Source organism: Caulobacter segnis (assembly GCF_023935105.1).
Classification (GTDB): domain Bacteria; phylum Pseudomonadota; class Alphaproteobacteria; order Caulobacterales; family Caulobacteraceae; genus Caulobacter; species Caulobacter segnis_B.
In genome coordinates, this window is record NZ_CP096040.1 from 3,049,578 (window position 1) to 3,072,594 (window position 23,017).

The following is a 23,017-nucleotide window of genomic DNA, read 5'->3' on the forward strand; positions in this document are numbered from 1 at the left end:
CTTTTCAGGGGAAGCCGACGGGCTCATACGAGCGCTCCCGCTCGAATCGCTTAGATTTCCGCTGATGTCCTCCGATAAGCTTCCTTCCCTGTTCGACGACGACGCCCTGGCGCCCGTCCCCGCCGCGCCGCTCCGGGGCGGCGTGGAGCCACACGCCGAGGCGCCCCCGCGTCCAATCCCGCCTCCGCCGCCGTCCAAAGCCGCCCCGCCCCCGCCGCCCTCGAAGGCGTCGGCGCCCGGCGAGTACTCGGCCGCCGACATCGAGGTGCTGGAAGGGCTGGAGCCCGTCCGCAAGCGGCCCGGCATGTACATCGGCGGCACCGACGAGCGGGCGCTGCACCACCTGTTCGCCGAAGTCCTCGACAACTCGATGGACGAGGCCGTGGCCGGCTTCGCCAAGACCATCGAGGTCAAGCTGGACGCCGACGGCTTCCTGTCGGTCAAGGACGACGGCCGCGGCATGCCCGTGGACCCGCACCCCAAGTATCCCGGCAAGTCGGCGCTGGAGGTCATCATGACCGTCCTGCACGCCGGCGGTAAGTTCACGGGCAAGGCCTATGAGACCTCGGGCGGCCTGCACGGCGTCGGCGCCTCGGTCGTCAACGCCCTGTCCGAACGCGTCGAGGTCACCGTCTGGCGCGACGGCTTCGAGCACCTGCAGGTGTTCTCGCGCGGCAAGCCGCTGGGCCCGATCCAGCAGGTCGCCCCGTCGAAGAAGAAGGGCACCATGGTGCGCTTCAAGCCCGACGACGAGATCTTCGGCGAAGGGACCAATTTCAAGCCCGCTCGCCTCTACCGCATGGCCCGCTCCAAGGCCTATCTGTTCCGCGGCGTGCAGATCAAATGGTCCTGCGATCCCTCGCGGATCCATGACCAGACCCCGCCGGAAGCCGTCTTCCACTTCCCCAACGGCCTGGCCGACTTCCTGGCCGAGCGCACCAAGGGGCTGAACACCGTCACCCCCGAGAGCTTCTCGGGCCGCATCGAGCGCCAGGGCGAAGCCGGCGCCGTCGAGTGGGCCGTCAGCTGGACGCCCCAGGGCTTCGGCGAGCACGACGGCTTCATGCAGTCGTACTGCAACACCGTCCCCACCCCCGAAGGCGGCACCCACGAGAGCGGCTTCCGCGCCGCCCTGACCAGAGGTCTGAAGGCTTACGCCGACCTCAAGGGCGAGAAGCGCGGCACGATCATCACCGCCGACGACGTCGTCGCCCAGGCCGGGGCCCTGATCTCGGTGTTCATCAAGAACCCGGAATTCCAGGGCCAGACCAAGGAGAAGCTGTCGACGACCGAGGCCCAGCGCTTCGTCGAGGCGGCCCTGCGCGACCCGTTCGACCTGTGGCTGACCTCCAGCCCCAAGAACGCCCAGGCCCTGCTGGAATTCGTCATCGAGCGGGCCGAGGAGCGCCTGAAGCGCCGCAAGGACAAGGAAGTCTCCCGGGCTTCGGCGACCCGCAAGCTGCGCCTGCCCGGCAAGCTGGCCGACTGCGCCGGCGGGGCGGTCGACGGCGCCGAGCTGTTCATCGTCGAAGGCGACTCGGCCGGCGGCTCGGCCAAGCAGGCCCGCGACCGCAAGTACCAGGCCATCCTGCCCCTGCGCGGCAAGATCCTCAACGTGGCCTCGGCCAGCGGCGAGAAGTTTACCGCCAACAAGGAGCTCAGCGACCTGATGCTGGCCCTGGGGGCTCAGGGCGGCAGCAAGTACAAGGAAGAGGATCTGCGCTACGAGCGGATCATCATCATGACCGACGCCGACGTCGACGGCGCCCACATCGCGTCCCTGCTGATCACCTTCTTCTATCGCACCATGCCGGACGTGATCCGCCAGGGGCACCTGTTCCTGGCCCTGCCGCCGCTGTACCGCATCGCCCACGGCGGCAAGAGCGAGTACGCCCGCGACGACGCCCACAAGGACGAGCTCTTGGCCACGGTGTTCAAGGGCAAGAAGCCCGAGATCGGCCGCTTCAAGGGCCTGGGCGAGATGATGGCCTCCCAGTTGAAGGAGACCACCATGGATCCCAGGAAGCGCACCCTGGCCCGCGTGACCCTGCCGCGCCACGAGGAGAGCGTCGAGGAACTGGTCGAGACCCTGATGGGCCGCAAGCCCGAACTGCGCTTCCGCTTCATCCAGGAAAACGCCGAGTTCGCGGCGGCGGACCTGGATCTGTAGTCGACGAAGCGCCCCCTCCGTCACGAGGCTTCGCCGCGCGCCACCTCCCCCGCTTCACGGGTGAGGAGAAACCCCATCCTCCCCCGCCCGCGGGGAGGTGGATCGGCGCGGATACGCGACGAGACGGAAGGGGCGCTCAGAAACAGCTCCGCCCCCCTCACGCGGTTCAGCCGCTGAAGTGATGGAAAGGGACGCGGAGCGCCGGACGTTCGTCCGGAGGATTTGGATAGATTACCGTTTCGACGAAGCCAGACGCTCCGCGCGACCGTTATCCGCCAGCGTCCCGTCAGGTGGCCCTGTTGAGGCCTTACCGGGACCCGGGTCCTTCCGTTTCCAGAAAGCCCCGAAGGTCGAAGAGGGCGGATCAATACTGATCAGGACAGACCCTTTTGCCTCCAACCACGCCGACGACGGGCGGGTGAGCCCAGCAAGCCCAGCCCCGGACCGTCCGAGTATCCCCCTCGGACCTGTCCCCGCTCGATCGCCCCCCGCCGCCACGATGGTCGCTGGCCACGCGCCCTTTCCTCGCGACGAGGTGGCATCATTGTGCGGGTGGTTTTGAGCGCGGATCATTCAGCAACGTCTAAAATCGACAAGCGCTTGATTTTGCTGGCTTCGATCTCGCGAATTCCGAGGATACAGGCGTTCCAATCCCCCTACTCGCCCCCTCCGCGCCTACGGCGCTCCTCCCCCGGAGGGGGAAGACGGATCACCTTCCGCCCCCTCCGGGGGCGGACGACCACGCGCAGCGTGGTCAGGTGGGGGCCTGCGGCGTCTGCAGGTCTGCCTGCTCCGCCCGCAGCCGGTACGCCATCACCGCCGTGTGGCCCAGCCGCTCGACCAGCCGCCAGTTGACGATCGCCCCCAGCGGCGCGCCGACCACGGGCAGGAACTGGGCCAGCTTGGCCAGGTCGATGTGGTCGCGGTACTGCTGCTGGAAGGCCCGCCAGTCGAAGTCGTCCAGGTGCTGGGGATGGGCGCGCGCGTCCCAGTCGTCCATCGCCGCCAGCACCCCGGCCCGGTGCTGGGCGTCTGAAAACGCCAGCTCGAAGATGTGCAGGATATAGAGGCGCTCGGGCAGGTCCGTCCCGTCATGGCCGAAGATCGCGGCGATCTCGAACAGGAGCTTGATCTTGAAGCTCATCAGCAGCGGGAAGTCGGCCGCCGCCGCCAGGAACCCGCCCAGCCCCGTGACCCCGCCCTCGGCCGCCGCCGCCTTCTTCCAGCCGTCGATGGCCTTGGCCGCCCGCGCCCGCCGCTCGTCCAGGGTCAGGCCGATCAACGGCGAGCCCGTCGCGAAGTCCGACCCGACCAGCAACGCCCGCGTCATCCCCTCGATGGCGGCGGTGATGGCGGCGTGGACCTTCTCGGGGATCAGCCGGTTGATCCGCTGTTGCGTGGCGCGGGCGAGGTTGTTGAGGGGGCCGGCGGGGCGCGTGAGGTCGGCGCGCCAGGTGACGAGGTCGGGGGAGAGGTCCATCCCCCTCAGGTAACCCTTCTCCCCTCGCGGGAGAAGGTGACCGCCGAAGGCGGTCGGATGAGGGGTCGCGCTAGCCTTTGACGGCCCCAGTCAACCTCCTCTACCTCAAGCCCCCAAATAGCAATCATGGACTGGTTCAGACCAACATTCGCTTTTACTGCGTTCTGCTCCAGCTATAGAATCGAGAGCCGTTAATGGGCATATTCATGCCATGGCGATCTTCGAACTGTATCATCAACGGAAGCAGGTGGCTGACCGGGCTGGTCAGCCCGAGGTCTACGTCTATGACGAGTTGCCCGGTCAACTCCGAACTCAAATCACCCAAATTGCTGTGGATGCAATTGGACAATGGGACTCATATGGACCTCAGAACAATGATTGGTGGAGCGAGATAAGGGGAATACTTTGTCGGGAGCTTGGCGTTGATCGACTATCTCCTGCCTACAATCACGCGGACGAAGTTCTTCAATTTTTTCGCTCCTGCGAAGATGTTGACATATGCCTAAGCATACTTGAATTGTTTTGCCGGGTAATCGATAAGGTTATGCCAGACCTCACCCATACGGGCGCCACACAAGCCCCCGAAGAGGCAATCAAAGAGATTAATTTTCGTCTACGCCGCGCAAGCGTAGGTTATCAGTACGAAAATGACCATATTATTCGATTTGACTCACAGATAATACATCAGGAAATCGTCAAACCAGCACTCAATCTACTAAATGATAGAAGATTTTCCGGCGCAGAGGAAGAGTACCTCACTGCACACAAACATTATCGTGACGGAAATTCGAAGGACGCGGTCATTTGGGCAAATAAGTCCTTTGAAAGCGCACTCAAAGTAGCGTGCGATATAAAAGGCTGGACATATGAGAAGGGAGCAACAGCCTCACAATTGCTAAAAATTTTGCAAGCAAACAAGCTATGGCCTGAATATCTAGACGCCTCATTTGAACAGCTATTAGCGACACTCAAGACTGGGCTACCCAAGGTTCGGAACGACGCTGGTGCTCACGGGCAAGGTGCGCTTCCGAGGGAGACGCCCGATTACGTCGCCGCCTATGCACTTCATCTTGCGGCAGCAAAGATTGTCCTAATCGGCGAAGCGACGCTGGCTTAACCAGCAGCCTCCCTCCCTTTCCGGTCTCGCTGGCGGAAGGCTTGCCGTCTGCGAATAGCAATCTTTCCAATCGGCCAATCCACACCCCCTTCCCTCCTATCCCCACTATCCCCAGCCCGTCACCTCGCCCCGCCGGCCGACGCGCCCTATATCCCTACCCTGACGTTCACCACGCCGGGCTCCAGGCTTGTCCACCCAGTTCAAACTGCCGCTGGCTTCGCCGCTGACCTATGCTCGCGAGGACTTCGCCGTCTCGCCGAGCAATGCGGCGGCGGTGGCGCGCGTGGACGCCTGGCCGGACTGGGCCGAGGGGCGGCTGGCGCTGGTCGGGCCGGCCGGGTGCGGCAAGAGCCATTTGGCGCGAAGCTGGGCCCAGGCGACCGGCGCGGTAGTGGTCGAGGCGGCCGATCCGGCGGCGCCGGCCGTGGACCTGGCGGCCCTGCGTGGCCGGGCCGTGCTGGTCGAGGACGCCGATCGGAGATCGGACAGCGCCCACTTCAATGACGAGACGCTGTTCCACATCCTCAACATGGCCGGGGTCGACGGCGGGACGGTGCTGCTGACCGGCCGGACGACGCCGGTGGGCTGGGCGACGTCGGTGGCCGACCTGCGCTCGCGGCTGAACGCCCTGTCGGTGGCGCAGATCGACGAACCCGACGACGCGGTGCTGCACGCGGTGCTGAAGCGCGCCTTCGCGGCCGCCTGGTGGAACCCGGAACCCGACCTCTATCCCTACCTGATCGCCCGCCTGCCCCGCTCGGCGGCCGAGGCCCAGGCCGCGGCCGCCCTGCTGGCCGAGGCGGCCGAGGACGGCCGGCGCGAGCTGACCAAGGCCCTGGCGCGCGAGGTGCTGGGGGACTTCGAGGGCGAGGAGTAGCGGGTTGGCGCTCGCGGCCCCCTTCCACCGCTTCCCCGGCGAAAGCCGGGGCCCAGATTCAGCCTGAGCGCTTAGGGTGAGCGCGCCTGTCGACGGCGCTAAATATTCGAACACTCCGGGTTCGATCTGGGCCCCGGCTTTCGCCGGAGAGACGGTATCGCCGCGCTGTCTTCGTCCCGTCACTTGCCTCGTTCACCATGCCGGAACACACTCGCGCCTAAAGTGACCCCATGAACGAGATCACCGCCCTGACCGCACCGGCCATCGCTCCGTCCCCTGAAGGTTCCGCGCCGCTGACGCTGGACGCCGAGCTGATGGCCTCGCCCGAGCGGTTCTTCAATCGCGAGCTGTCGTGGCTGGCCTTCAACCAGCGAGTGCTGGAGGAGAGCGGCAATCCGCGTCACCCGCTGCTGGAACGCCTGCGGTTCCTGTCGATCTCGGCCAACAACCTCGACGAATTCTACATGGTCCGCGTGGCCGGCCTGAAGGGCCAGGTGCGCGAGGGCGTGCGGGTGATCAGCCAGGACGGCCTGATCCCCAGCGAGCAGCTGACCCACATCAACGCCTCGGCCTTCGAGCTGATGACCCAGCAGCAGAAGATCTGGCGCCAGGTCCGCACCGAGCTGTGGGACGAGGGCCTGAAGCTGCTGGACGCCAAGGACATCGAGGGCGAGGACCGGGTCAAGGCCGAGGAGATCTTCCTCAACCAGATCTTCCCGGTGCTGACGCCGCTGGCCATCGATCCGGCCCACCCGTTCCCGTTCATCCCGAACCTGGGCTTCTGCCTGGCCCTGAAGTTGCGCCGGATCGCCGACGACAAGCACCTGTACGCCCTGGCCCCGGTGCCCTCGCAGGTGCGGCGGTTCTGGGAGCTCAGCAGCGTCGTCACGCGCGGCAAGAAGCGCCAGCGCAAGATCGTGGCGCTGGAAAGCTTCATCATCCTGTTCCTGGACCACCTGTTCCCCGGCTACGAGGTCGAGGGGCGCGGCCTGTTCCGCCTGATCCGCGACAGCGATCTGGAGATCGAGGAAGAGGCCGAGGACCTGGTGCGCGAGTTCGAGGCGCGGCTGAAGAAGCGCCGCCTGGGCCGGGTGGTGCGGGTCAAGATCCAGACCACCATGCCGCCCGACCTGCGCGACTTCATCATCGAGGGCCTGCGCGCCGAGCCCGAGGACGTCGTTTTGGTCGACGGCAAGCTGGGCCTGGCCCAGATGTCCGAGCTGATCCCGCCCGACCGTCCGGACCTGAAGTTCCCGGCGTTCAACGCCCGCTTCCCCGAGCGCATCCGCGACCACGGCGGCGACTGCTTCGCGGCGATCCGCGAGAAGGACATTCTCGTTCACCACCCGTTCGAGAGCTTCGACGTGGTGGTGCAGTTCCTGCGCCAGGCCGCGCGCGATCCCAACGTGCTGGCGATCAAGCAGACCTTGTACCGCACCTCCAAGGACAGCCCGATCGTGGCGGCCCTGATCGAGGCGGCCGACAACGGCAAGAACGTCACGGCCCTGGTCGAGATCAAGGCGCGGTTCGACGAGGAGAACAACCTCAAGTGGGCGCGCGACCTGGAGCGGGCCGGCGTGCACGTGGTGTTCGGCTTCGTCGACTGGAAGACCCACGCCAAGCTGTCGGTGGTGGTGCGCCGCGAGGCCGACAGCAGCTTGCGGACCTATTGCCACTTCGGCACCGGCAACTATCACCCGCAGACGGCGCGGGTTTACACCGACCTTAGCCTGTTCACCTGCGACCCGGCCCTGGGGCGCGACGGGGGCAAGCTGTTCAACTTCATCACCGGCTACGCCCAGCCCGGGCGGCTGGAGAAGCTGTCGTTCTCGCCCCAGACGCTGAAGCCCGACCTCTTGCGGATGATCGAGACCGAGGCCGAGGCGGCGCGCGCCGGTCGGCCGGCCGGGATCTGGGCCAAGATGAACGCGGTCGTGGACCCGCAGATCATCGACGCCCTCTACGCCGCCAGCCAGGCCGGGGTGCAGATCGACCTGGTGGTGCGCGGCATCTGCTGCCTGCGGCCGGGGATCGTGGGGCTGTCGGAGAACATCCGGGTCAAGTCGATCGTCGGCCGCTTCCTGGAACACGCTCGCATCGTGGCCTTCGCCAACGGCGCGACCATGCCCAGCGCCCAGACGCGGGTGTTCATCAGCTCGGCCGACTGGATGCCGCGCAACCTGGACCGCCGGGTCGAGAGCCTGGTGCCGATCGAGAACCCGACCGTCCACCAGCAGGTGCTGGACCAGATCATGGTCGCCAACCTCAACGACGAGGCCCAGAGCTGGAAGCTGGACAGCGAGGGCGACTACGCCCGCGACCCGGCCTGGAACAGCAAGGGCGCGTTCTCGGCCCACGACTACTTCATGACCAATCCCAGCCTGTCGGGCCGCGGCCACGGGGCCCGCGACCTGCCCCGCGCCTTCGACCACGTGGGGCCCAAGCGCAAGCGTTGAGACGGCTCGCCGCGCTCCTTCCGCCCCTGCTGGCGCTGGCCGCCTGCGGTCCGGCTCCGGCGCGGCGGGCGGACATATGCGCCATCCAGGCCCTGCCCGCCCGTCCCGGCGTCGATCGCTTCGGCGTCGCGCCGGGCGTCGAGCACAAGGCCCAGGCGCTGGGCGCGGTCTACGGGCCGGGGATCCTCGGCGGCTACCATATCCGCTGGTGGGGCCTATGCCCTCGCAAGGCCGACACCACGGACATGCTGTTGCTCGGCCCCGAACCCTGGGCCCTGACCAAGGGCGGCCAGCGCGCGCATGGCCGGCAGGTCAGCTACGGCACCTGCTATCACCGCCGCGAGGATGACGGCTGGAAGACCGTGGCCTGCCGGATCAATCCCTAGGCGGCTCGTCCCGCCGCCTCGGCGAAGGCCGGCGAGGCCAGGTTGGCGTTCGCCGTCCGCAGCCGCGCCAGGCCATAGGCCAGCCGGCCCTCGGGCGTGTCCAGCAGCGGCTCGCCCAGGGCCAGACCCTGGTGGAGGGCGTCCAGCGTCGGCCCTTCCAGCGTGTCCGCCCTGGCCCGCCCGGCCTCGCCGACGACGAAGATCGCCGCGTGGAAGACGTGGCTGACCTGGCGGAACAGCCACAGCCGCGCCCGCTCGGCGTCGCTGGCCTCGCGCCCGAAATAGGTCCGCAGCAGCAGGGTCTCGCCGTGGGCGTCGGCGGCGAAGGTGTTGGCGATGGCGGCCAGGTCGACATAGCGGTCGGCCCGGAACGCCGCCTCCCAGTCTATCAGCCAGATCCGCCGGCCGTCATGGAGCAGGTTGCGGGGATTGAGGTCGTTGTGGCTGGACACCGGCTGCGGCGTCAGGCGCGCGCAGACGGCGTGCAGCCGAGGCCAGGCGTCGAAGGCCCCGATCGGGACCACGCCGGCGCGGCCGGCCTGGCCGACCAAGCCCTCCAGCCCATCCAGATAGTCGACCAGCGGCGGAAAGCCCTCGATCGCGTGCAGCGCCCGCACGGCCTGGGCCAGTTCGACGACCAGATCGTCCCGCGAGCCGAAGTGGTCGAGCACCGACCCGCGCGCCTCGATGTAGTCCAGGATCACGACCCCATCGTCCGGATCGGCGTAGCGCACCCGCGGCGCCAGGCAGGCCCCGGCCGCCAGCGTCATGCAGCGATAGGCGCGATGCGGGTCGCGCAGGGCGTCGCGCGCCGGCGCCTCGACGCGCAGCAGATAGGCGATGCCGCCCACCCGCACACGCCAGAGTTCGGCGCCCGACAGCCCGCCCGACAAGGCCGTCCAGGTATCGAGTTCATCGGTTCCGAACGCCGCGCGCAGAGCCTTGGCGACGTTGGGGCGTTGATGGGGTGGCAGGAACATCGGCGGAACCTCGCGGCAAGGCCCGCCTTATTCACCCGGATAAAATATGAGTCAATATAACCCGGATGATATTCTGAGGCGTTCCCGGCCAAGGCTTTCGGCGCGATCATCCCCATGGAAAATAGCCGCGAAGGTCGCGCCGGCGCTTCCCCCGCCGGCCGAATACGCTAAACCGGACCCCATGCCTTCCCAGGCGCCGCGCGACGCGGCCGTGATCGATATCGGTTCCAACTCGGTCCGCCTGGTGGTGTACCGGCTGGAAGGCCGCGCCATCTGGACCGTGTTCAACGAGAAGGTGCTGGCGGGCCTGGGCCGCGACCTGGCCAAGACAGGCCGGCTGTCGCCCGACGGCGTGATCCAGACCCTGCAGGCCCTGAAGCGTTTCCGCGCGGTGCTGGAGGCGGTCAATCCGGCCGAGACCTTCGTGGTCGCCACCGCCGCCGCTCGTGACGCCCAGGACGGGCCTGACTTCATAGCCCGTGTGAAGGCCGAGGCGGGCTTTACCGTCCGCGTGCTGACCGGCGAGGAAGAAGCGCATTACGCCGCCGTCGGCGTTCTGGCCGGCGCGCCAGACGCCACAGGCGTGGTCGGCGACCTGGGCGGCGCCAGCCTGGAGCTGATCCGCCTGTCGTCCACCGGCGCGGGCAAAGGCGTGACCCTGCCGCTAGGCCCCTTCAGCCTGGCCAGCGCCAGCGGCGGCCCCAATGGCAGTCTTGGCGGCGGCCTGAGCGGCGGCTTCGACGGCGAACGCGTGCGTCGCCTGACCCGCGAACGGATCGCAGCCGTCGCCGCCGACTTCCGCACCGACACCTTCCACGCCGTGGGCGGCGCCTGGCGCAATCTGGCGCTGCTGCACATGCGACTGTCGGGCTACCCGCTGCACGTGGTCCACCAGTACGAAATCCCGGCCGCCGAAGCGGTCGAGGCCGCCCGCCTGGTCAGCCACCAGTCCAAGAGTTCGCTCGAGCGCATCGAGGGCATGAGCAAGAAGCGCTCGGAAACCCTGCCCTACGCCGCCGTGGTGCTGGAGATCCTGATCGAGCAGCTGGGCCTGAAGCGCATCGAGATCTCGGCCTTCGGCGTGCGCGAGGGGCTGCTGTTCGAGGCCATGCCGCCGCGCGTGCGCGGCCTGGACCCGCTGGTCGAGGGTTGCACGGCGCTGGGCGCGCGCCAGGGCATCTCCGACGACCTGGGCCCGGCGCTGGAAACCTGGATCGCCCCGGCGTTCCGCGCCCTGGCCCCGCTGTTCGGCGAGCGCGACGAGACCCTGATCTCGGCGGCCTGCCGCCTCTCGGACGTCGGCGCGCGCCTGCACCCCGACCATCGCGCCGACCTGGTGTTCGAGCAGGTGCTGCGCGCCCCGATCGCCGGACAGAGCCACGCCGAGCGCTGCTTCCTGGCCGTGGCCGCCCACGCCCGCCACGCCACCAACTTCAATCCGCCCGAGCTGGCCACGCTGGAGCGCCTGCTGAGCCCGGCCCAGCTGAAGCGCGCCCGCGCCCTGGGCGCCACGATCCGCCTGGCCTGCGATCTTTCCGGCCGCAGCCCCAGCCTCCTGGCCCATTCCCGACTGACGCTGGACAAGAACCACCTGACCCTGGCCGCCGAGCCGGGCTTCGCCGACCTTCTGCTGGGCGAACAGACCAGCAAGCGCGCCAATACCGCCGCGCAACACCTGGGCCTGAAGCCCAAGATCATTACGGGATAAAGGCAGGTATAGGTCGCTCTGGCCGCATGCTTAATCGCGCCTGAACTTCCCCAATACGGGGAAAATGACAAGTTGCCGCAGCGAACCGGCGCTCAATGAGCATGATTTGTTAGCCCTGCCTCGCGCACCGTACCTCCAACGACACCCAGGAGGTCACTGATGTTGAAGCGTAAGTTCGACTATCTGGACGCCATCGCCCCGGTCGCGGACGTCCCCAAGCGTCCTGACCTGCGTCTCGCCGCCGACCACGACGCGCCCGTTTCGAGCGGCGCGCGCACGCTGCAGTCCGAACTGGGCCGCGTCCTCGCCCAGGAAAGCACCTGGTCGGTCCGCCGCACCGTCGCCCTCGGCGTCGTCTTCCACCTGGGCGTCTTCTGCGCCCTCGCCCTGGCCGCCGGCGGCGCCCTGACGACGATGGGACATCACTAGCCGGAACGACCGCGACCGAGGCTGGCGAAGGGTCGAAGCGAATCCGCTCACCGCAAGTCGATGAGCACCTTCTCCAACACCGCGTTGTCGTCCAGCCGCCAGACCTTGACCACATGCGACCCCTGCGTGACGGCCGGGAAGAGGGTCTCGACCGTATGGGCGTGGTCCTTGACCGCCGCCACCCAGGCGGCCTGTTCTGGCGTCGAGGCCGAGCCGGCGGTCGGAACCAGATTGGCCGTCACCACCTGCACGGGGCCGTCGTCGAGCGAGACGCCGATCCGGATCCCCTTTCCGCCCGTCGCGTCCAGCGTCGGCGCCAGGCGCAGTCGGACGCGAGCGGGACCCGAGCGCGAAACCGATACGGCGTAATCCAAGCGAACCCCGTCGCGGACGTCGGTCGAGGGCCTGCCCTGGGGCAGAGCCACCACGGCGTCGCCATCGCCCAGATTCGACAGCACCGTCCAGGTCAGCCCCTTGCCGCCGACCGCGCGGTCGAACTTCGCGGCCGGTATCGTGACGACCCGGGGATCCTCGGGCCGCGATCGGCCGAACTGGACCTTCGCCGCCAGCTTGTCGGGCGGGGTGTCGGCCGCCACCCGTGTGACGCTGGGCATGGACTGCTGGGTCGGGTCGTTCCAGATCACATAGCTCATATGGACCTGGTTCATCATGCCGGCCCATTTGCCGCCGTTCACAGCGTGGTACTGGGCGGTCAGCTCGGCGTCGCGCTTGAACGCGGCTTCGACAGTGTCGGCGAAGACGTTGGCGCGGGCGTCGTTGCGCGACGACAGCCGTCGGTTCCAGGCCGTCGCGTAGTACATCTCGTAGAGGTTGGCGAAGGCCAGCACCGGGTGCTCGACCAACTGGAAATAGGCGTCCCGCTGGTCGGGACGTAGCCGAGCCTTGATCGCCTCGACCTTGGCGACGAGGCCACGCCAGTCGTCGACGATGTTGCCGAACGGGCCACCGTCCAGCACCGGCCCCGCCTCGCCGATGGGAAAGCTGTCCTGGTCGATCAGCTCCGGCTTGCGCCGCGAGGCCAGGGTTCCGTGCGTCGCCACGACCTGACCGATGTCGGCGCTCAGGGCCTCGCCGAAGGTCTCGCTCGCCCATTGCCGGGGAAAGGCCTCCAGCGCCTGGGGCGTCATCGCCTCGGGGTTCCAGGCCATGCGCATGTAGAAGTCGAGCGGATACTCCAGCGGCTTGATGTCGCCGACATTGACGATCCACAGGGCCCGCGCCCCGCGCCTGTAGGCCAGGTCCATCTGCTGCCAGACCTTGGCGATCTGGTTGGTGTTGATCCACTTGTAGTTCCGGGGCGCCCCGACATAGTCGAAGTGGTAGTAGACGCCGTAGCCGCCGGCGCGATCCAGCTTGTCCTTGCCCGCCACCGGCAGGCGCCGGATCTGACCCCAGTTGTCATCGGAGAACAGCAGCGTCACGTCGTCCGGCACCCGCATGCCGTGGTCGTAATAGTCCTGGACTTCCTTGTAGAGGGCCCAGACCTGTGGGGTCTTCTCGGCGGGCCGGCCCGTGACCTCGGCGATGATCTTGCGCTGGTCGGCCACGACCTGTTCCAGCAGGTGGGTCGCCGCCCCCTCGGCCATGGGCTCGTCGCCGTCGCCGCGCATGCCTACGGTGACCAAGCTGTCATAGGGCGTCCCGTCGCCCTTCGACATCATCCGTTCGATGCCGCCGCGCCAGAAGGCGCGCAGGTTGTCGCCGTTGGTCGCGTAGTCCCAGCGCCCGCCGGTCACGCCCTTGTCGGTGTTGCGATGCCATTCGGCCTGGGCCCGGGTCATCGGCTCGTGGTGCGAGCTGCCCATCACCACGCCCATCTCGTCAGCCAGAACCTTGCTTCGCGGATCGTCGTCGTTGAAGGCCTTGGGCGCCCACATGGCCGGCCAGAGATAATTGCCCTTCAGGCGCAGCATCAGCTCGAAGACGTGGGCGTAGGCGTCGGCGTTGACGCCGCCGAACTTCTTCTTGGCCCAGCCGCTGAACGCCGGGTCCTCGTCGTTGATGAAGAACCCGCGATAACGAACACGTGGATGCTCGGCTCTGGCGCCGGCGGTCAGGAACAGATCGGTCTTGCGGACGACCGGCACGTCTGCCCACCAGGCCCAAGGCGATACGCCGACCTTTTCGGAGAGATCGTACGCGCCGAAGACCGCGCCACGCCGGTCGGATCCGACGATGACCAGGGCGCGGGGTATGTTGGCGGCTGGCCGCTCGACCACGACCTGCCGGAAGCCCTCCCATTGGCCCGCCAGATCCTCGGTCTTCAGCTTTCCGTCGCGGACCAGGGCGTCGATGGCCGGGCTGGCGCCCAGAACGCCGACGATGATGGCGGGTCCCCGGGCCTTGGAAAGATCCGAGAGCGGGGCCGACACGCCGCCGCTGACGCGATCCAAGTCGCCGCGCAAACCCTCGGCGGCGTGACGCACCGCCGGATCGGCCGTGGCGTCCACATACACCGGTATGGGCCGTCCATCGCGGATCAGCGGCAGGCTCGACGCCCGCTGGGTCTCGCACACACTGACGGGTCGGTCGCAGGCGAACGCGCTGGATGCGCCCCACATGGCCACGGCCAGACCGCACGCCATGCGCATCAGAACTTCTTGGGCGCTCACGCTTCCTCCAGGCCTGGCGCCTGGATTCGCCGGCGCATTATCTGACCAATAAACTCAAGAGGTCAGACCATAGCAAGGCGGACCGATCGCACAAGACCTGTCAGGGAGCCAAGCGCCAGACCGTCGTGCCAAATACTCCAAGCCTTCGACGCTGATGGAGACGAGACGGGTAGCGCAGCTCGAACTCTTTGTTATTTTATAACAATGAGCCAGCCGAAACCCACGACCCCGCACAACTTCTTCAACCAGGAGATCGCTGACGCCTACGATCGTCGCAACAGCGCGCTCTCGCCGATCTCCGACGGGCTGCATTTCCTGCTGGGGTTGGTCCTGGCGGACTTGCCCGCCGACGCGCGCGTGCTGTGCGTCGGGGTGGGGACCGGCGCCGAGATCCTGGCCTTGGCGAAGGTCTATCCGGGCTGGTCGTTCGTCGGCGTCGATCCCTCCGATGACATGCTGGCCGTGGGACGACACCGGCTCGAACAGGCCGGCGTGCTGGATCGTTGCGAGCTTCTGCGGGGCTATGTCCAGGACGCCCCTCTCGGCGGCTTTGACGCCGCGGTCAGCCTGATGGTCGCGCACTTCATCAAACGCGAGGACCGCCACGCCTTCTATTCGGCCATTCATGACCGTCTGAAGCCGGGAGGCCGCTTCGCCAGCGCCGAGATCAGCGCCGACCTTGACGCTCCAGAGTTCCCCGAGATGCTGGAAGACTGGAAACGGATCCAGGTTCTGATGGGCGCGACGCGGGAGTCGCTGGCGAAACTCGGCGGCATGCTGCGCGACGTGCTGGGCGTCGTGCCGCCGGAAGAGACGGAAGCCCTGTGGGAGGCGGCCGGCTTTCGGAAGCCGATCCCGTTCTTCCAGGCCTTCATGCTTCGAGGATGGCGCGCGGCGAGGACCTGATCCCAGGCCCGTCCCCGCCCTGCCCTACAGCGCCGAGGCCACCGCGCTCAGCAGGGTGCGATCGTCGAACGGCTTGCGCAGCACCGCCGCGCCGCTGATGCCATCCAGCGCCAGGGTGTCGTAGTAGCCGCTGACGAACAGGATTGGCAGCTGGGGCAAGGCGTGCTGCAGTCGCCGCCCGACCTCGTCGCCGTTCATGCCCGGCATCAGGAAGTCGACGACCGCGACGTCGGGCTTGACCGAGTCCAGCTTGGCCAGCCCCTCGGGGCCGTCGGCGGCCTCCACCACGCTGTAGCCGGCGGCCTTCAGGGTCTCGGCCAACACCGCGCGGACGCTGCTGTCGTCGTCGATCACCAGCACCACCCGCCCTTCGCCGTCGACGGGTTCGGTCGAGCAATCGACCGCCTCGACCACCGGCGTTTGGGCAGCCTCGGCGCGCTTCAGGCGCATCGCGATCGTCGATCCCGCGCCCGGCGCGCTGTCGATGCGCAAGGCGCCGCCGCACTGGGTGACGAAGCCGTAGACCTGGGCCAGCCCCAGGCCGGTGCCCTTGCCGCGCTCCTTGGTGGTGAAGAACGGCTCGATCGCCTGCCGGGCCACCTCGGCGGTCATACCCGTTCCCGTGTCGGAGACGCGCACCAGCAGGTGGTCCGGCCCGTCCGCCCGACTCTCGACCCGCAGCTCGCCGCCGCCCGGCATGGCGTCGCGCGCGTTCAGCGCCAGGTTCAGGATCGCCAGCTCCAGCTGGTCGGGATCGGTCAGGACGCAGGCGTCCTGGCCGCCCAGCACGAAATCCATGGCGATCGCCGGCGGCAACGCCGTACGGACCAGCTCGCGGGCTTTGTCCAGCACCGTGTCCAGCCTGACGGACCGGATGCTGAGCTTCTGGGTCCGCGAGAAGGCCAGGAGCTGGCTGGTCAGCTTAGAGCCCTTGTCGGCGGCCGAGGCGGCGCTGTCGACGAAACGCCGGCCCGGGTGGTCCTCGGGGATCCGCTTGGCCAGCAGTTGGAGGTTGCCGACGATGGCCATCAGCAGGTTGTTGAAGTCGTGGGCGATGCCGCCGGTCAACTGACCCACGGCCTCCATCTTCTGGGCCTGGCGCAGGGCGTCCTGGGCGGCGGACAGGTCGACCTGCAGACGCAGGCGCGCCGAGATGTCCTGGGCGTGATGGAAGGCGCCGATGATGTCGCCCGCCTCGTCGCGCAGCGGCGCGTACCAGATCTCCCAATAGGGTCGGTCGAAGCTGGGGTCGCCGAACTCCTCGACGACGCTGAACACCTCGCCACCGAGCGCCCGGGCCATGAAGCCGCGGATGATCGGCGCCTGCTCGGGCAGGAAGAGATCGGGAAAGACGTCGCCCAGCTCCACCCGATAGCCGTAGATCCGGAAGAACTCGTCGCTATGGGCCTGGTTGAACCCGATCAGACGGAAATCATGGTCGAACGCGCAGATCGGCGAACGATCCGACTGCCCGATGATCTCCCAGAGCTTATCCTTGACGACCGCGCCCATTCATCCCCTAGAGGCAATTCTAAGCTGACCGCACCCTATAGTTGCGGTTGTAAACGAGAAAATGACGGCGCCAAGAGTGGTCCCGCTACCATGGCCTCGCGCCAAACTGTCGCGGCCCTGATCAGCCCTGATCGCCCGAGACCTCGTCCGGACTGGAGGTCGGCGAACCGTCCTTCAGGTCCAGATAGTCGGTGAACGGCAGGCGGTAGGCGCGGTCGAAGAACTCGGCCTGGAAACGGAAAGGCAGGTTGGCGTCGCTGTTCCACAGCATCACCACGCCCGTCTTGGTCGCCGGGTCGAACATCATGGTCGAGCGATAGCCCGACACCCCGCCGCTGTGGCCGATCAGGTGATGGCCCTTGTAGTCGAAGCTGCGCATGCCCAGGCCGTAGCCGGGGCTCTTCAGCTCGCGGGCGATGTTCAGGCGGCCATAGGGACGAGCGGTGGCGACGCGGGGGCGCTGCACCGCGTCCAGCACCGCCTGCGGTAGGACGTCGGGCCGCAGCCCCATCTGGGCCTGCATCCAGATGGCCAGATCCACGATGGTCGAATTGACCCCGGCGGCGGCGGGCACGCGGTAATAGGCCTCGGACAGCTTCAGCTCGTTACCGTGGCGGTGCGGCCTGGCCCAATGGGCCGCGGAGGTCAGGCCCGCCATGCCGACCGAGGCGCCGGTCATGCCCAGCGGCCCGAACACCCGGTTCTTGACCGCCACGGCGTAGGGCGCGCCCGTGCGGGCGGCGATGACCTCGCTGATCGTGTCGTAGGCGATGTTCTGATAGCTGTGGCAGGTTCCCGGCGGGCAGACGGTCTTCAGGTTCACGAAGGACTGGCGGATCCTGGCCGGATCCTGGCCGTCCTCCAGCTGGCCGTCATAGGCGTTCTTGCCCAGGCCCGTGCGCTGCGACAGCAGCTGCTCGAGGGTCAGGCTGTTCTGGGCGTCGCCCGGCAAACGCAGGCTGGTGTCGAAGATCCCCACGGGATCGGACAGCGAGAAGGTCCCCTCGGCGGCCAGGCGGGCGCTGAGCGTGCCGGCCACGGTCTTGGACAGCGAGGCCCAGCGAAACACCGTGCGGGCGTCGACCGGCTCACCGTCGCGGGTCGCGGTTACGCCGTAGCCCTTCACGAAGGACAGGCGGCCGTTCTCGACGACCGCGACGCCCAGTCCCTCCATAGACGGATCGGTCATCATCGCGCGTATGCGGCCGTCCAGCGCCGGATAGTCGATGCTGCCATGCCAGTTGGCCGGGGTCTCGGGCAGCTTTTGCGCCTGCGCCGTGGCGGCGGGGCCCACCTTCAGCGGCTTGTCCTTGGCGCGCGGCAACAGCACCGCCCCGACGATGGCCAGCAGCACGCCGCCGGCGATCAGCCATTGCGCGTGCCGTTTCCGGCCTATGACGTTTTCCGTCCCGACTTCCGACACCGTCGCCCGTACTCTTGAACCGTTTTGGATCGCGGGCCCGACTCGCGCGGCCTCGCCCCTCCTGTCTAGGCAAGAACGGCAGGCCTGTGCGGCGAAAATGCGTGCGGCTACTCGAAAAGCGCCGCGTAGAGGTCGCGGGCGTTCACCGGCTTCTCGACCCAGCCGGTCATGCCGGCCTCGCGGCAGGCGGCGACCTCCTCGGGCGACACCGCCCCGGTCACGGCGATGACCGGCGTGGCCCTGTTGGCGCGGCTGGCGCGCAGGCGGCGGGTGGCCTCCAGCCCGTCGACGCCGGGCATGCGCACGTCCATCAGGATGGCGTCGAAGACGCGCCGTTCGGCCATGGCCAGGGCGGTCAGGGCGTCCTCGGCGGTCTCGACCCGCGCGCCGAACGCCTCCAGCATCTGGCGCAGGGCCCGACGGTTGATGTCGTGATCGTCGACCACCAGGATCAGCGGCGCATCGTCGCGAACGGCCAGGACCTCGACCTCATGGGCCTCGGGCGGCGGCGGCGCGACGCCCGCCGGGGTCGGCAGGCGCAGGGTGAAGCGGGCGCCGCCCTCGGCCGTGTTGGCCGCTGTCAGTTCGCCGCCCATCAGCCGGGCCAGATCGCGGCTGATCGCCAGGCCCAGGCCCGTGCCGCCGAACGCGCGCGCGGTCTCGACGCCCAACTGTTCGTAAGGGCTGAACAGGCGCCCGATCTGGTCTTCCGAGAGGCCTGGTCCCGTGTCGCGAACGTCGATACCGATCATCTCCGGCCCCTTGACCCGGATCCCGACCGTCACAGCGCCCTCGGCCGTGAACTTGATGGCGTTGCTGAGCAGGTTGTTCAGCACCTGGCGCACGCGCATCGGATCGCCCCGCACCCATTGCGGCAGGCGCTCGACGCCTTCCAGTTCCAGGCTCACGCCCTTGGCCTCGGCGGCCTTGCGCCAGAAGTCCAGGGCGTCGGTGACCAGGGCCCGCAGGTCGTGGTCGACCACCTCGACGCCCATGCGCCCAGCCTCGATCTTGGACAGGTCGAGAAGGTCGTTCAGCAGGGCGCGCATCATCGTGCCGGCGTCGGCGATCAACGAGGCATCGGCTCCGGAAGCGCCCGCTCGGCCGCCGTCCAGAGCCTCGGCCCCGTTCAGGATGGCGTTGATCGGCGTGCGCAGTTCGTGGCTGACCATGGCCACGAAGGCGGACTTGGCGGCGGTCTGGGCCTCGGCGGCCCGCCGCGCGGCGCGCTCGGCCTCAAGGGTTCGCCGCGACCACAGGAACACCAGGGCCACCGTTAGGCAGAACAGGCCGACGCCGGCGGTGAAGAAGGGCATGACCGGATCGTGGATCCCGCCGGCGACCAGCGGCGTGATCAGGACATAGGCCAGGTGGGGCGTGGCCGAGGCGGCGAAGGCGGTCAGACACCCCTCGGCGCCCATCAGCGCGGTGATGATCGATCCGGACAGCAGCAGAACCGCCCCGGCGGCGCCGACGGGCGTGCCGGTCGCCCAGACCGGGATCGCCAGCCAGCCGAACACCACGGCCAGCGCGAAGTCGGCCAGCAGGTTCAGGGTCACCGTACCGCGCCCCGGCTTGGCCCGGCGCAGGAAGTTGTTCAGCGCCAGGATCTCGCTGACCTGGACGATCAGGTAGAGGACCGACCAGCCGAACACGAAGTTCATGCCGGGCTTCACCAGCGCCAGGGCCGCCAGCACCAGGACGACGAACAGCCTGAGGGAGACCTGCTTTCGTCGCGACACCGCCGCCGGCCGGTACGCGACCGCCAGTCTCTGCCAGAACCCACCCAACGCGACCCCCTACTCGACGCGCTCGTCCCCCATGCCCTCCAAGGCCGAACGAAAGCTTCGCCGTAGTACGCCAGCAAACCTTTGCACGGCGTTTACCAGAACTCGGTTCGGGTTCAAAAACCCTAAGCCCCTTAAGGAATCCGAGCTCTGGAAGCGGGCCTATTCGGCGCGTGGCGCGCGGCGCACCTCGACCACCCGGACCTTGGCGCCGTCCAGCACCAGGGCCAGCTCGCCGCGCTTGATCTTCAGGGCGTCGGCCCCGAAGGCGTCGCGACGCCAGCCGGTCAGGGCCGGGGTGGCGGCGTTGTCGTCGGCGGCGATCTTTTCCAGGTCCGAGACCGTGGCGATCAGCTTGGAAGCGACACCCGCCTCCTCCGCCCGCGCCTTCAGCAGCACCTTGAGCAGCTCGACCACGGCGCCGGCGTTCTGGGGCGGCGGCGGGCCGGGCTTGTCGACGACGGGGGCGTAGCCTTCCGGATCGGCCAAAGCCGCCTTGATCGCGGCCAGCAGGTCGGGACCGAACTTGCTGCCGCCGAACCCCTTGGGCACGCCGCGCAGGTTGTTCAGGGCGTCCAGGCTGGTCGGGGCCTGAGTGGCCAGCTCGTCGATGGCCTCGTCCTTGAGGATGCGGCCGCGCGGCTGGTCGCGGTTCTGGGCGGTGCGCTCGCGCCAGGCGGCGACGGCTTTGAACACGGCCAGGTACTTCGGCGCCGTCTTGCGCGGACGCAGGCGACGCCAGGCCTTTTCCGGATCGACGTCATAGGCGGCGGGATCCGAGATGGCGGTCATCTCTTCCTCGACCCAGGCCAGGCGGCCCGAGGTTTCCAGGCGCTCGCGCAGAATCGGGAACAGGGCGGCCAGGTGGGTGACATCGGCCAGGGCGTAGGTCAGCTGGGCCTCGGTCAGCGGCCGGCGGGCCCAGTCGGTGAACCGGCTGGACTTGTCCAGCTCGATGCGCAGCATCTGGCGGACCAGGGCGTCATAGGCGATCTGCTCGCCGAAGCCCGCCGCCATGCCCGCCACCTGGGTGTCGAACAGCGGCCTCGGCATGGCCTTGAGGTTGTTGAAGATCTCGACGTCCTGACGCGCGGCGTGGAACACCTTGAGGATGCTCGTATCGCGCATCACCGCCAGCAGCGGCTCCAGGTCGATATCGTCGGCGAGCGGGTCGATGACGGCTTCGTGCGTGGGCGAGGCGACCTGGATCAGGCACAACTTGGGCCAGTAGGTCGTCTCGCGCATGAACTCGGTGTCCACGGCGACGAAAGGCTCGCCCGCGAGTGCATTACAAAACGCCGCCAGTTCGGCGGTGGTGGTGATCGGCTTCATCCGCTGCTAATAGCCTCGCGCACCCCCGAGTCTGCAAGCGTCAAGACGCGCTCACCGTACCCGGGACGCAAATTTTCCGCGTGTTCGGAGGATCTTACCGTCCTCCGATAGATCCAGAGCGAGCGCCAGAGCGACCATGAGCGACCAGCCCAACGGCCTTACCTACGCCCAGGCGGGTGTCGACATCGACGCGGGCAATGCGCTCGTGGACGCCATCAAACCCTTGGCCAAGGCTACCCGCAGGCCTGGCGCGGAAGCCAGCCTGGGCGGCTTCGGCGCCCTGTTCGACCTGAAAGCGGCCGGCTACGAGGACGCCCTCCTGGTCACCACGACCGACGGCGTCGGCACCAAGCTGCGGATCGCCATCGACGCGGGCATGCACGCCACGGTCGGCATCGACCTGGTGGCCATGTGCGTCAACGACCTGCTGGCGCAGGGCGCCGAGCCGCTGATGTTCCTGGACTACTTCGCCACCGGCAAGCTGGACGTCGAGACCGCAAAGAGCGTGGTCGCCGGCATCGCCGACGGCTGCAAGCTGGCCGGCGCGGCCCTGGTGGGCGGCGAAACCGCCGAGATGCCGGGCATGTACGGCGACGGCGAGTACGACCTGGCCGGCTTCTCGGTCGGCGCGGTCGAGCGTGACGGCGTCCTGCCCAAGCTGGACAAGCAGCGGGCCGGCGACATCATCATCGGCCTGGGCTCGTCGGGTCCGCACTCCAACGGCTATTCGCTGGTGCGCCGCGTGGTCGAGCGCTCGGGCCTGGCCTGGGACGCCCCCTGCCCCTTCCCCGTTCCTGGCGAAGACGGCAAGACGCTGGCCGAGGCGCTGATGGCCCCGACCCGCATCTATGTGAAATCGCTGCTGCCGCTGCTGCAGTCGGGTCGCGTCAAGGGCGGCGCGCATATCACCGGCGGCGGCCTGATCGAGAATCCGCCGCGCGCCATCGCCGAGGGCCTGGCCGCCGAGTTCGACTGGAACGCCTGGGCCATGCCCCCGGTATTCGAATGGCTGGCCCAAGTCGGCGGCGTCTCGGAACACGAGATGCGCCGCACGTTCAACTGCGGGGTCGGCTTCATCATCATCGTGGCCCAGGCTGACGCCGAGCCGGTGCTGGCCGCCCTGCTGAACGCCGGCGAGGACGCCTTCATCTGCGGCCAGCTGGTCAAGGCTTGATGGACCCCAAGACCAAGGTCGCCGTCCTGATCTCGGGCCGGGGCTCCAACATGGAGGCCCTGATCCGGGCGGCCCAGGCGCCCAGCTGCCCGTTCCAGATCGCCCTCGTCCTGGCCAACAAGCCGGACGCCAAGGGCCTGGAGATCGCCGCCGAGGCCGGGGTCGAGGCGCTGTGCGTGGACCAGAAGCCCTTCGGCAAGGACCGCGAGGCCCATGAGCGGGCCATAGACGCGGCGCTGCGCGAACGCGGCGTCGAGGTCATCGCCCTGGCCGGCTACATGCGAATCCTGACGCCGTTCCTGGTCGACGCTTGGGAAGGCCGCATGCTGAACATCCACCCGTCCCTGCTGCCCAAGTATCCGGGTCTCGACACCCACGCCCGCGCCATCGCGGCCGGCGACGTGGAAGCCGGCTGCACCGTCCACCTGGTCACCGCCGGCGTGGACGAAGGCCCGATCCTGGGCCAGGCCCACGTGCCGATCCTGCCCGACGACGACGACCACACGCTGGCCGCGCGAGTGCTCGAGCAGGAGCACAAGCTGTATGCGGCGACCCTGGCCAGGTTCGTCAGCGAGCAACGGATCAAGGCCTAGCGCCCGCGCCTGGGACCGCGTGTCGCAGATCACAAAGACTGATCGGTCAGAACT

The 23,017-nt window shown here is 68.0% G+C and carries 17 protein-coding genes and 1 pseudogene; 11 read left to right on the forward strand and 7 right to left on the reverse strand.

Translation table 11 applies throughout. From position 1 onward, the window contains the following. Positions 1–61: 61 nt before the first annotated feature. Together parE and MZV50_RS14395 are read left to right on the forward strand one after the other, a co-directional pair. Positions 62–2,170 carry a DNA topoisomerase IV subunit B gene (gene parE, locus MZV50_RS14390; protein ID WP_252635243.1) on the forward strand — a complete coding sequence of 703 codons (2,109 nt, stop codon included), beginning with the start codon at positions 62–64 and terminating at the stop codon, positions 2,168–2,170. 181 nt (positions 2,171–2,351) lie between these two features. After that, positions 2,352–2,710: pseudogene (locus tag MZV50_RS14395) on the forward strand (hypothetical protein); the annotation flags it as partial. Positions 2,711–2,924: 214 nt separating this feature from the next. On the opposite strand, the gene MZV50_RS14400 reads toward MZV50_RS14395, so the two are convergent. Next, the gene (locus tag MZV50_RS14400; RefSeq protein ID WP_252629848.1) at positions 2,925–3,650 is read right to left on the reverse strand and encodes an EcsC family protein; all 726 of its coding nucleotides are present in this window, start codon (positions 3,648–3,650) and stop codon (positions 2,925–2,927) included. Positions 3,651–3,861: 211 nt separating this feature from the next. Between MZV50_RS14400 and MZV50_RS14405 the strand changes: the two genes are divergently transcribed. From MZV50_RS14405 to MZV50_RS14420, 4 genes are all read left to right on the forward strand, one after another. After that, a complete protein-coding gene (locus MZV50_RS14405) occupies positions 3,862–4,767 on the forward strand; it encodes an STM4504/CBY_0614 family protein (protein WP_252629849.1) in 906 nt (301 codons plus the stop codon). A 187-nt stretch (positions 4,768–4,954) separates the two neighbouring features. Beyond that, entirely contained in the window at positions 4,955–5,644 is a 690-nt protein-coding gene (gene hdaA / locus MZV50_RS14410) for a DnaA regulatory inactivator HdaA (protein ID WP_252629850.1), read from the forward strand. Positions 5,645–5,874: 230 nt separating this feature from the next. Continuing rightward, positions 5,875–8,100, forward strand: a complete 2,226-nt coding sequence (locus MZV50_RS14415; protein WP_252629851.1) for an RNA degradosome polyphosphate kinase — start codon at positions 5,875–5,877, stop codon at positions 8,098–8,100. Continuing rightward, entirely contained in the window at positions 8,097–8,486 is a 390-nt protein-coding gene (locus MZV50_RS14420; RefSeq protein ID WP_252629852.1) for a hypothetical protein, read from the forward strand. The genes MZV50_RS14415 and MZV50_RS14420 overlap by 4 nt, the downstream gene beginning before the upstream one ends. On the opposite strand, the gene MZV50_RS14425 is transcribed toward MZV50_RS14420, so the two are convergent. After that, on the reverse strand, positions 8,483–9,466 hold the full coding sequence (locus MZV50_RS14425; RefSeq protein ID WP_252629853.1) for a phosphotransferase: 984 nt from the start codon (positions 9,464–9,466) through the stop codon (positions 8,483–8,485). The two genes, MZV50_RS14420 and MZV50_RS14425, sit on opposite strands and share 4 nt — an antisense overlap. Before the next feature lie 181 nt (positions 9,467–9,647). Here MZV50_RS14425 and MZV50_RS14430 point away from each other — a divergent pair, with 181 nt between their 5' ends. Further along, a complete protein-coding gene (locus MZV50_RS14430; RefSeq protein ID WP_252629854.1) occupies positions 9,648–11,174 on the forward strand; it encodes a Ppx/GppA phosphatase family protein in 1,527 nt (508 codons plus the stop codon). A 156-nt stretch (positions 11,175–11,330) separates the two neighbouring features. Then, positions 11,331–11,603, forward strand: coding sequence for a hypothetical protein (locus MZV50_RS14435; protein ID WP_252635244.1), 273 nt, complete (start codon positions 11,331–11,333; stop codon positions 11,601–11,603). A gap of 47 nt (positions 11,604–11,650) precedes the next feature. Here MZV50_RS14435 and MZV50_RS14440 read toward each other — a convergent pair whose 3' ends face one another. Beyond that, positions 11,651–14,236: a glycosyl hydrolase 115 family protein gene (locus MZV50_RS14440; protein ID WP_252629855.1), complete on the reverse strand. Its 2,586-nt coding sequence runs from the start codon at positions 14,234–14,236 to the stop codon at positions 11,651–11,653. Between the two features lie 204 nt (positions 14,237–14,440). Between MZV50_RS14440 and MZV50_RS14445 the strand changes: the two genes are divergently transcribed. Beyond that, positions 14,441–15,142 (forward strand): class I SAM-dependent methyltransferase, encoded by a 702-nt coding sequence (locus MZV50_RS14445; protein ID WP_252629856.1) that lies wholly within the window; start codon positions 14,441–14,443, stop codon positions 15,140–15,142. A 24-nt stretch (positions 15,143–15,166) separates the two neighbouring features. On the opposite strand, the gene MZV50_RS14450 is transcribed toward MZV50_RS14445, so the two are convergent. The 4 genes from MZV50_RS14450 to rnd form a co-directional block, all read right to left on the reverse strand. Next, positions 15,167–16,654 carry a PAS domain-containing sensor histidine kinase gene (locus MZV50_RS14450; protein WP_252629857.1) on the reverse strand — a complete coding sequence of 496 codons (1,488 nt, stop codon included), beginning with the start codon at positions 16,652–16,654 and terminating at the stop codon, positions 15,167–15,169. Positions 16,655–16,775: 121 nt separating this feature from the next. Next, positions 16,776–18,077, reverse strand: a complete 1,302-nt coding sequence (locus MZV50_RS14455) for a serine hydrolase domain-containing protein (RefSeq protein ID WP_436792178.1) — start codon at positions 18,075–18,077, stop codon at positions 16,776–16,778. Between the two features lie 107 nt (positions 18,078–18,184). Then, positions 18,185–19,819, reverse strand: a complete 1,635-nt coding sequence (locus tag MZV50_RS14460; protein WP_252629858.1) for an ATP-binding protein — start codon at positions 19,817–19,819, stop codon at positions 18,185–18,187. Positions 19,820–20,026: 207 nt separating this feature from the next. After that, positions 20,027–21,196: a ribonuclease D gene (gene rnd / locus MZV50_RS14465; RefSeq protein ID WP_252629859.1), complete on the reverse strand. Its 1,170-nt coding sequence runs from the start codon at positions 21,194–21,196 to the stop codon at positions 20,027–20,029. A 136-nt stretch (positions 21,197–21,332) separates the two neighbouring features. Between rnd and purM the strand changes: the two genes are divergently transcribed. Both purM and purN read left to right on the forward strand, forming a co-directional pair. Continuing rightward, a complete protein-coding gene (gene purM / locus MZV50_RS14470) occupies positions 21,333–22,370 on the forward strand; it encodes a phosphoribosylformylglycinamidine cyclo-ligase (protein WP_252629860.1) in 1,038 nt (345 codons plus the stop codon). Further along, positions 22,370–22,963, forward strand: coding sequence for a phosphoribosylglycinamide formyltransferase (gene purN / locus MZV50_RS14475; protein ID WP_252629861.1), 594 nt, complete (start codon positions 22,370–22,372; stop codon positions 22,961–22,963). Before purM ends, purN begins: the two co-directional genes overlap by 1 nt. Positions 22,964–23,017: the final 54 nt, after the last annotated feature.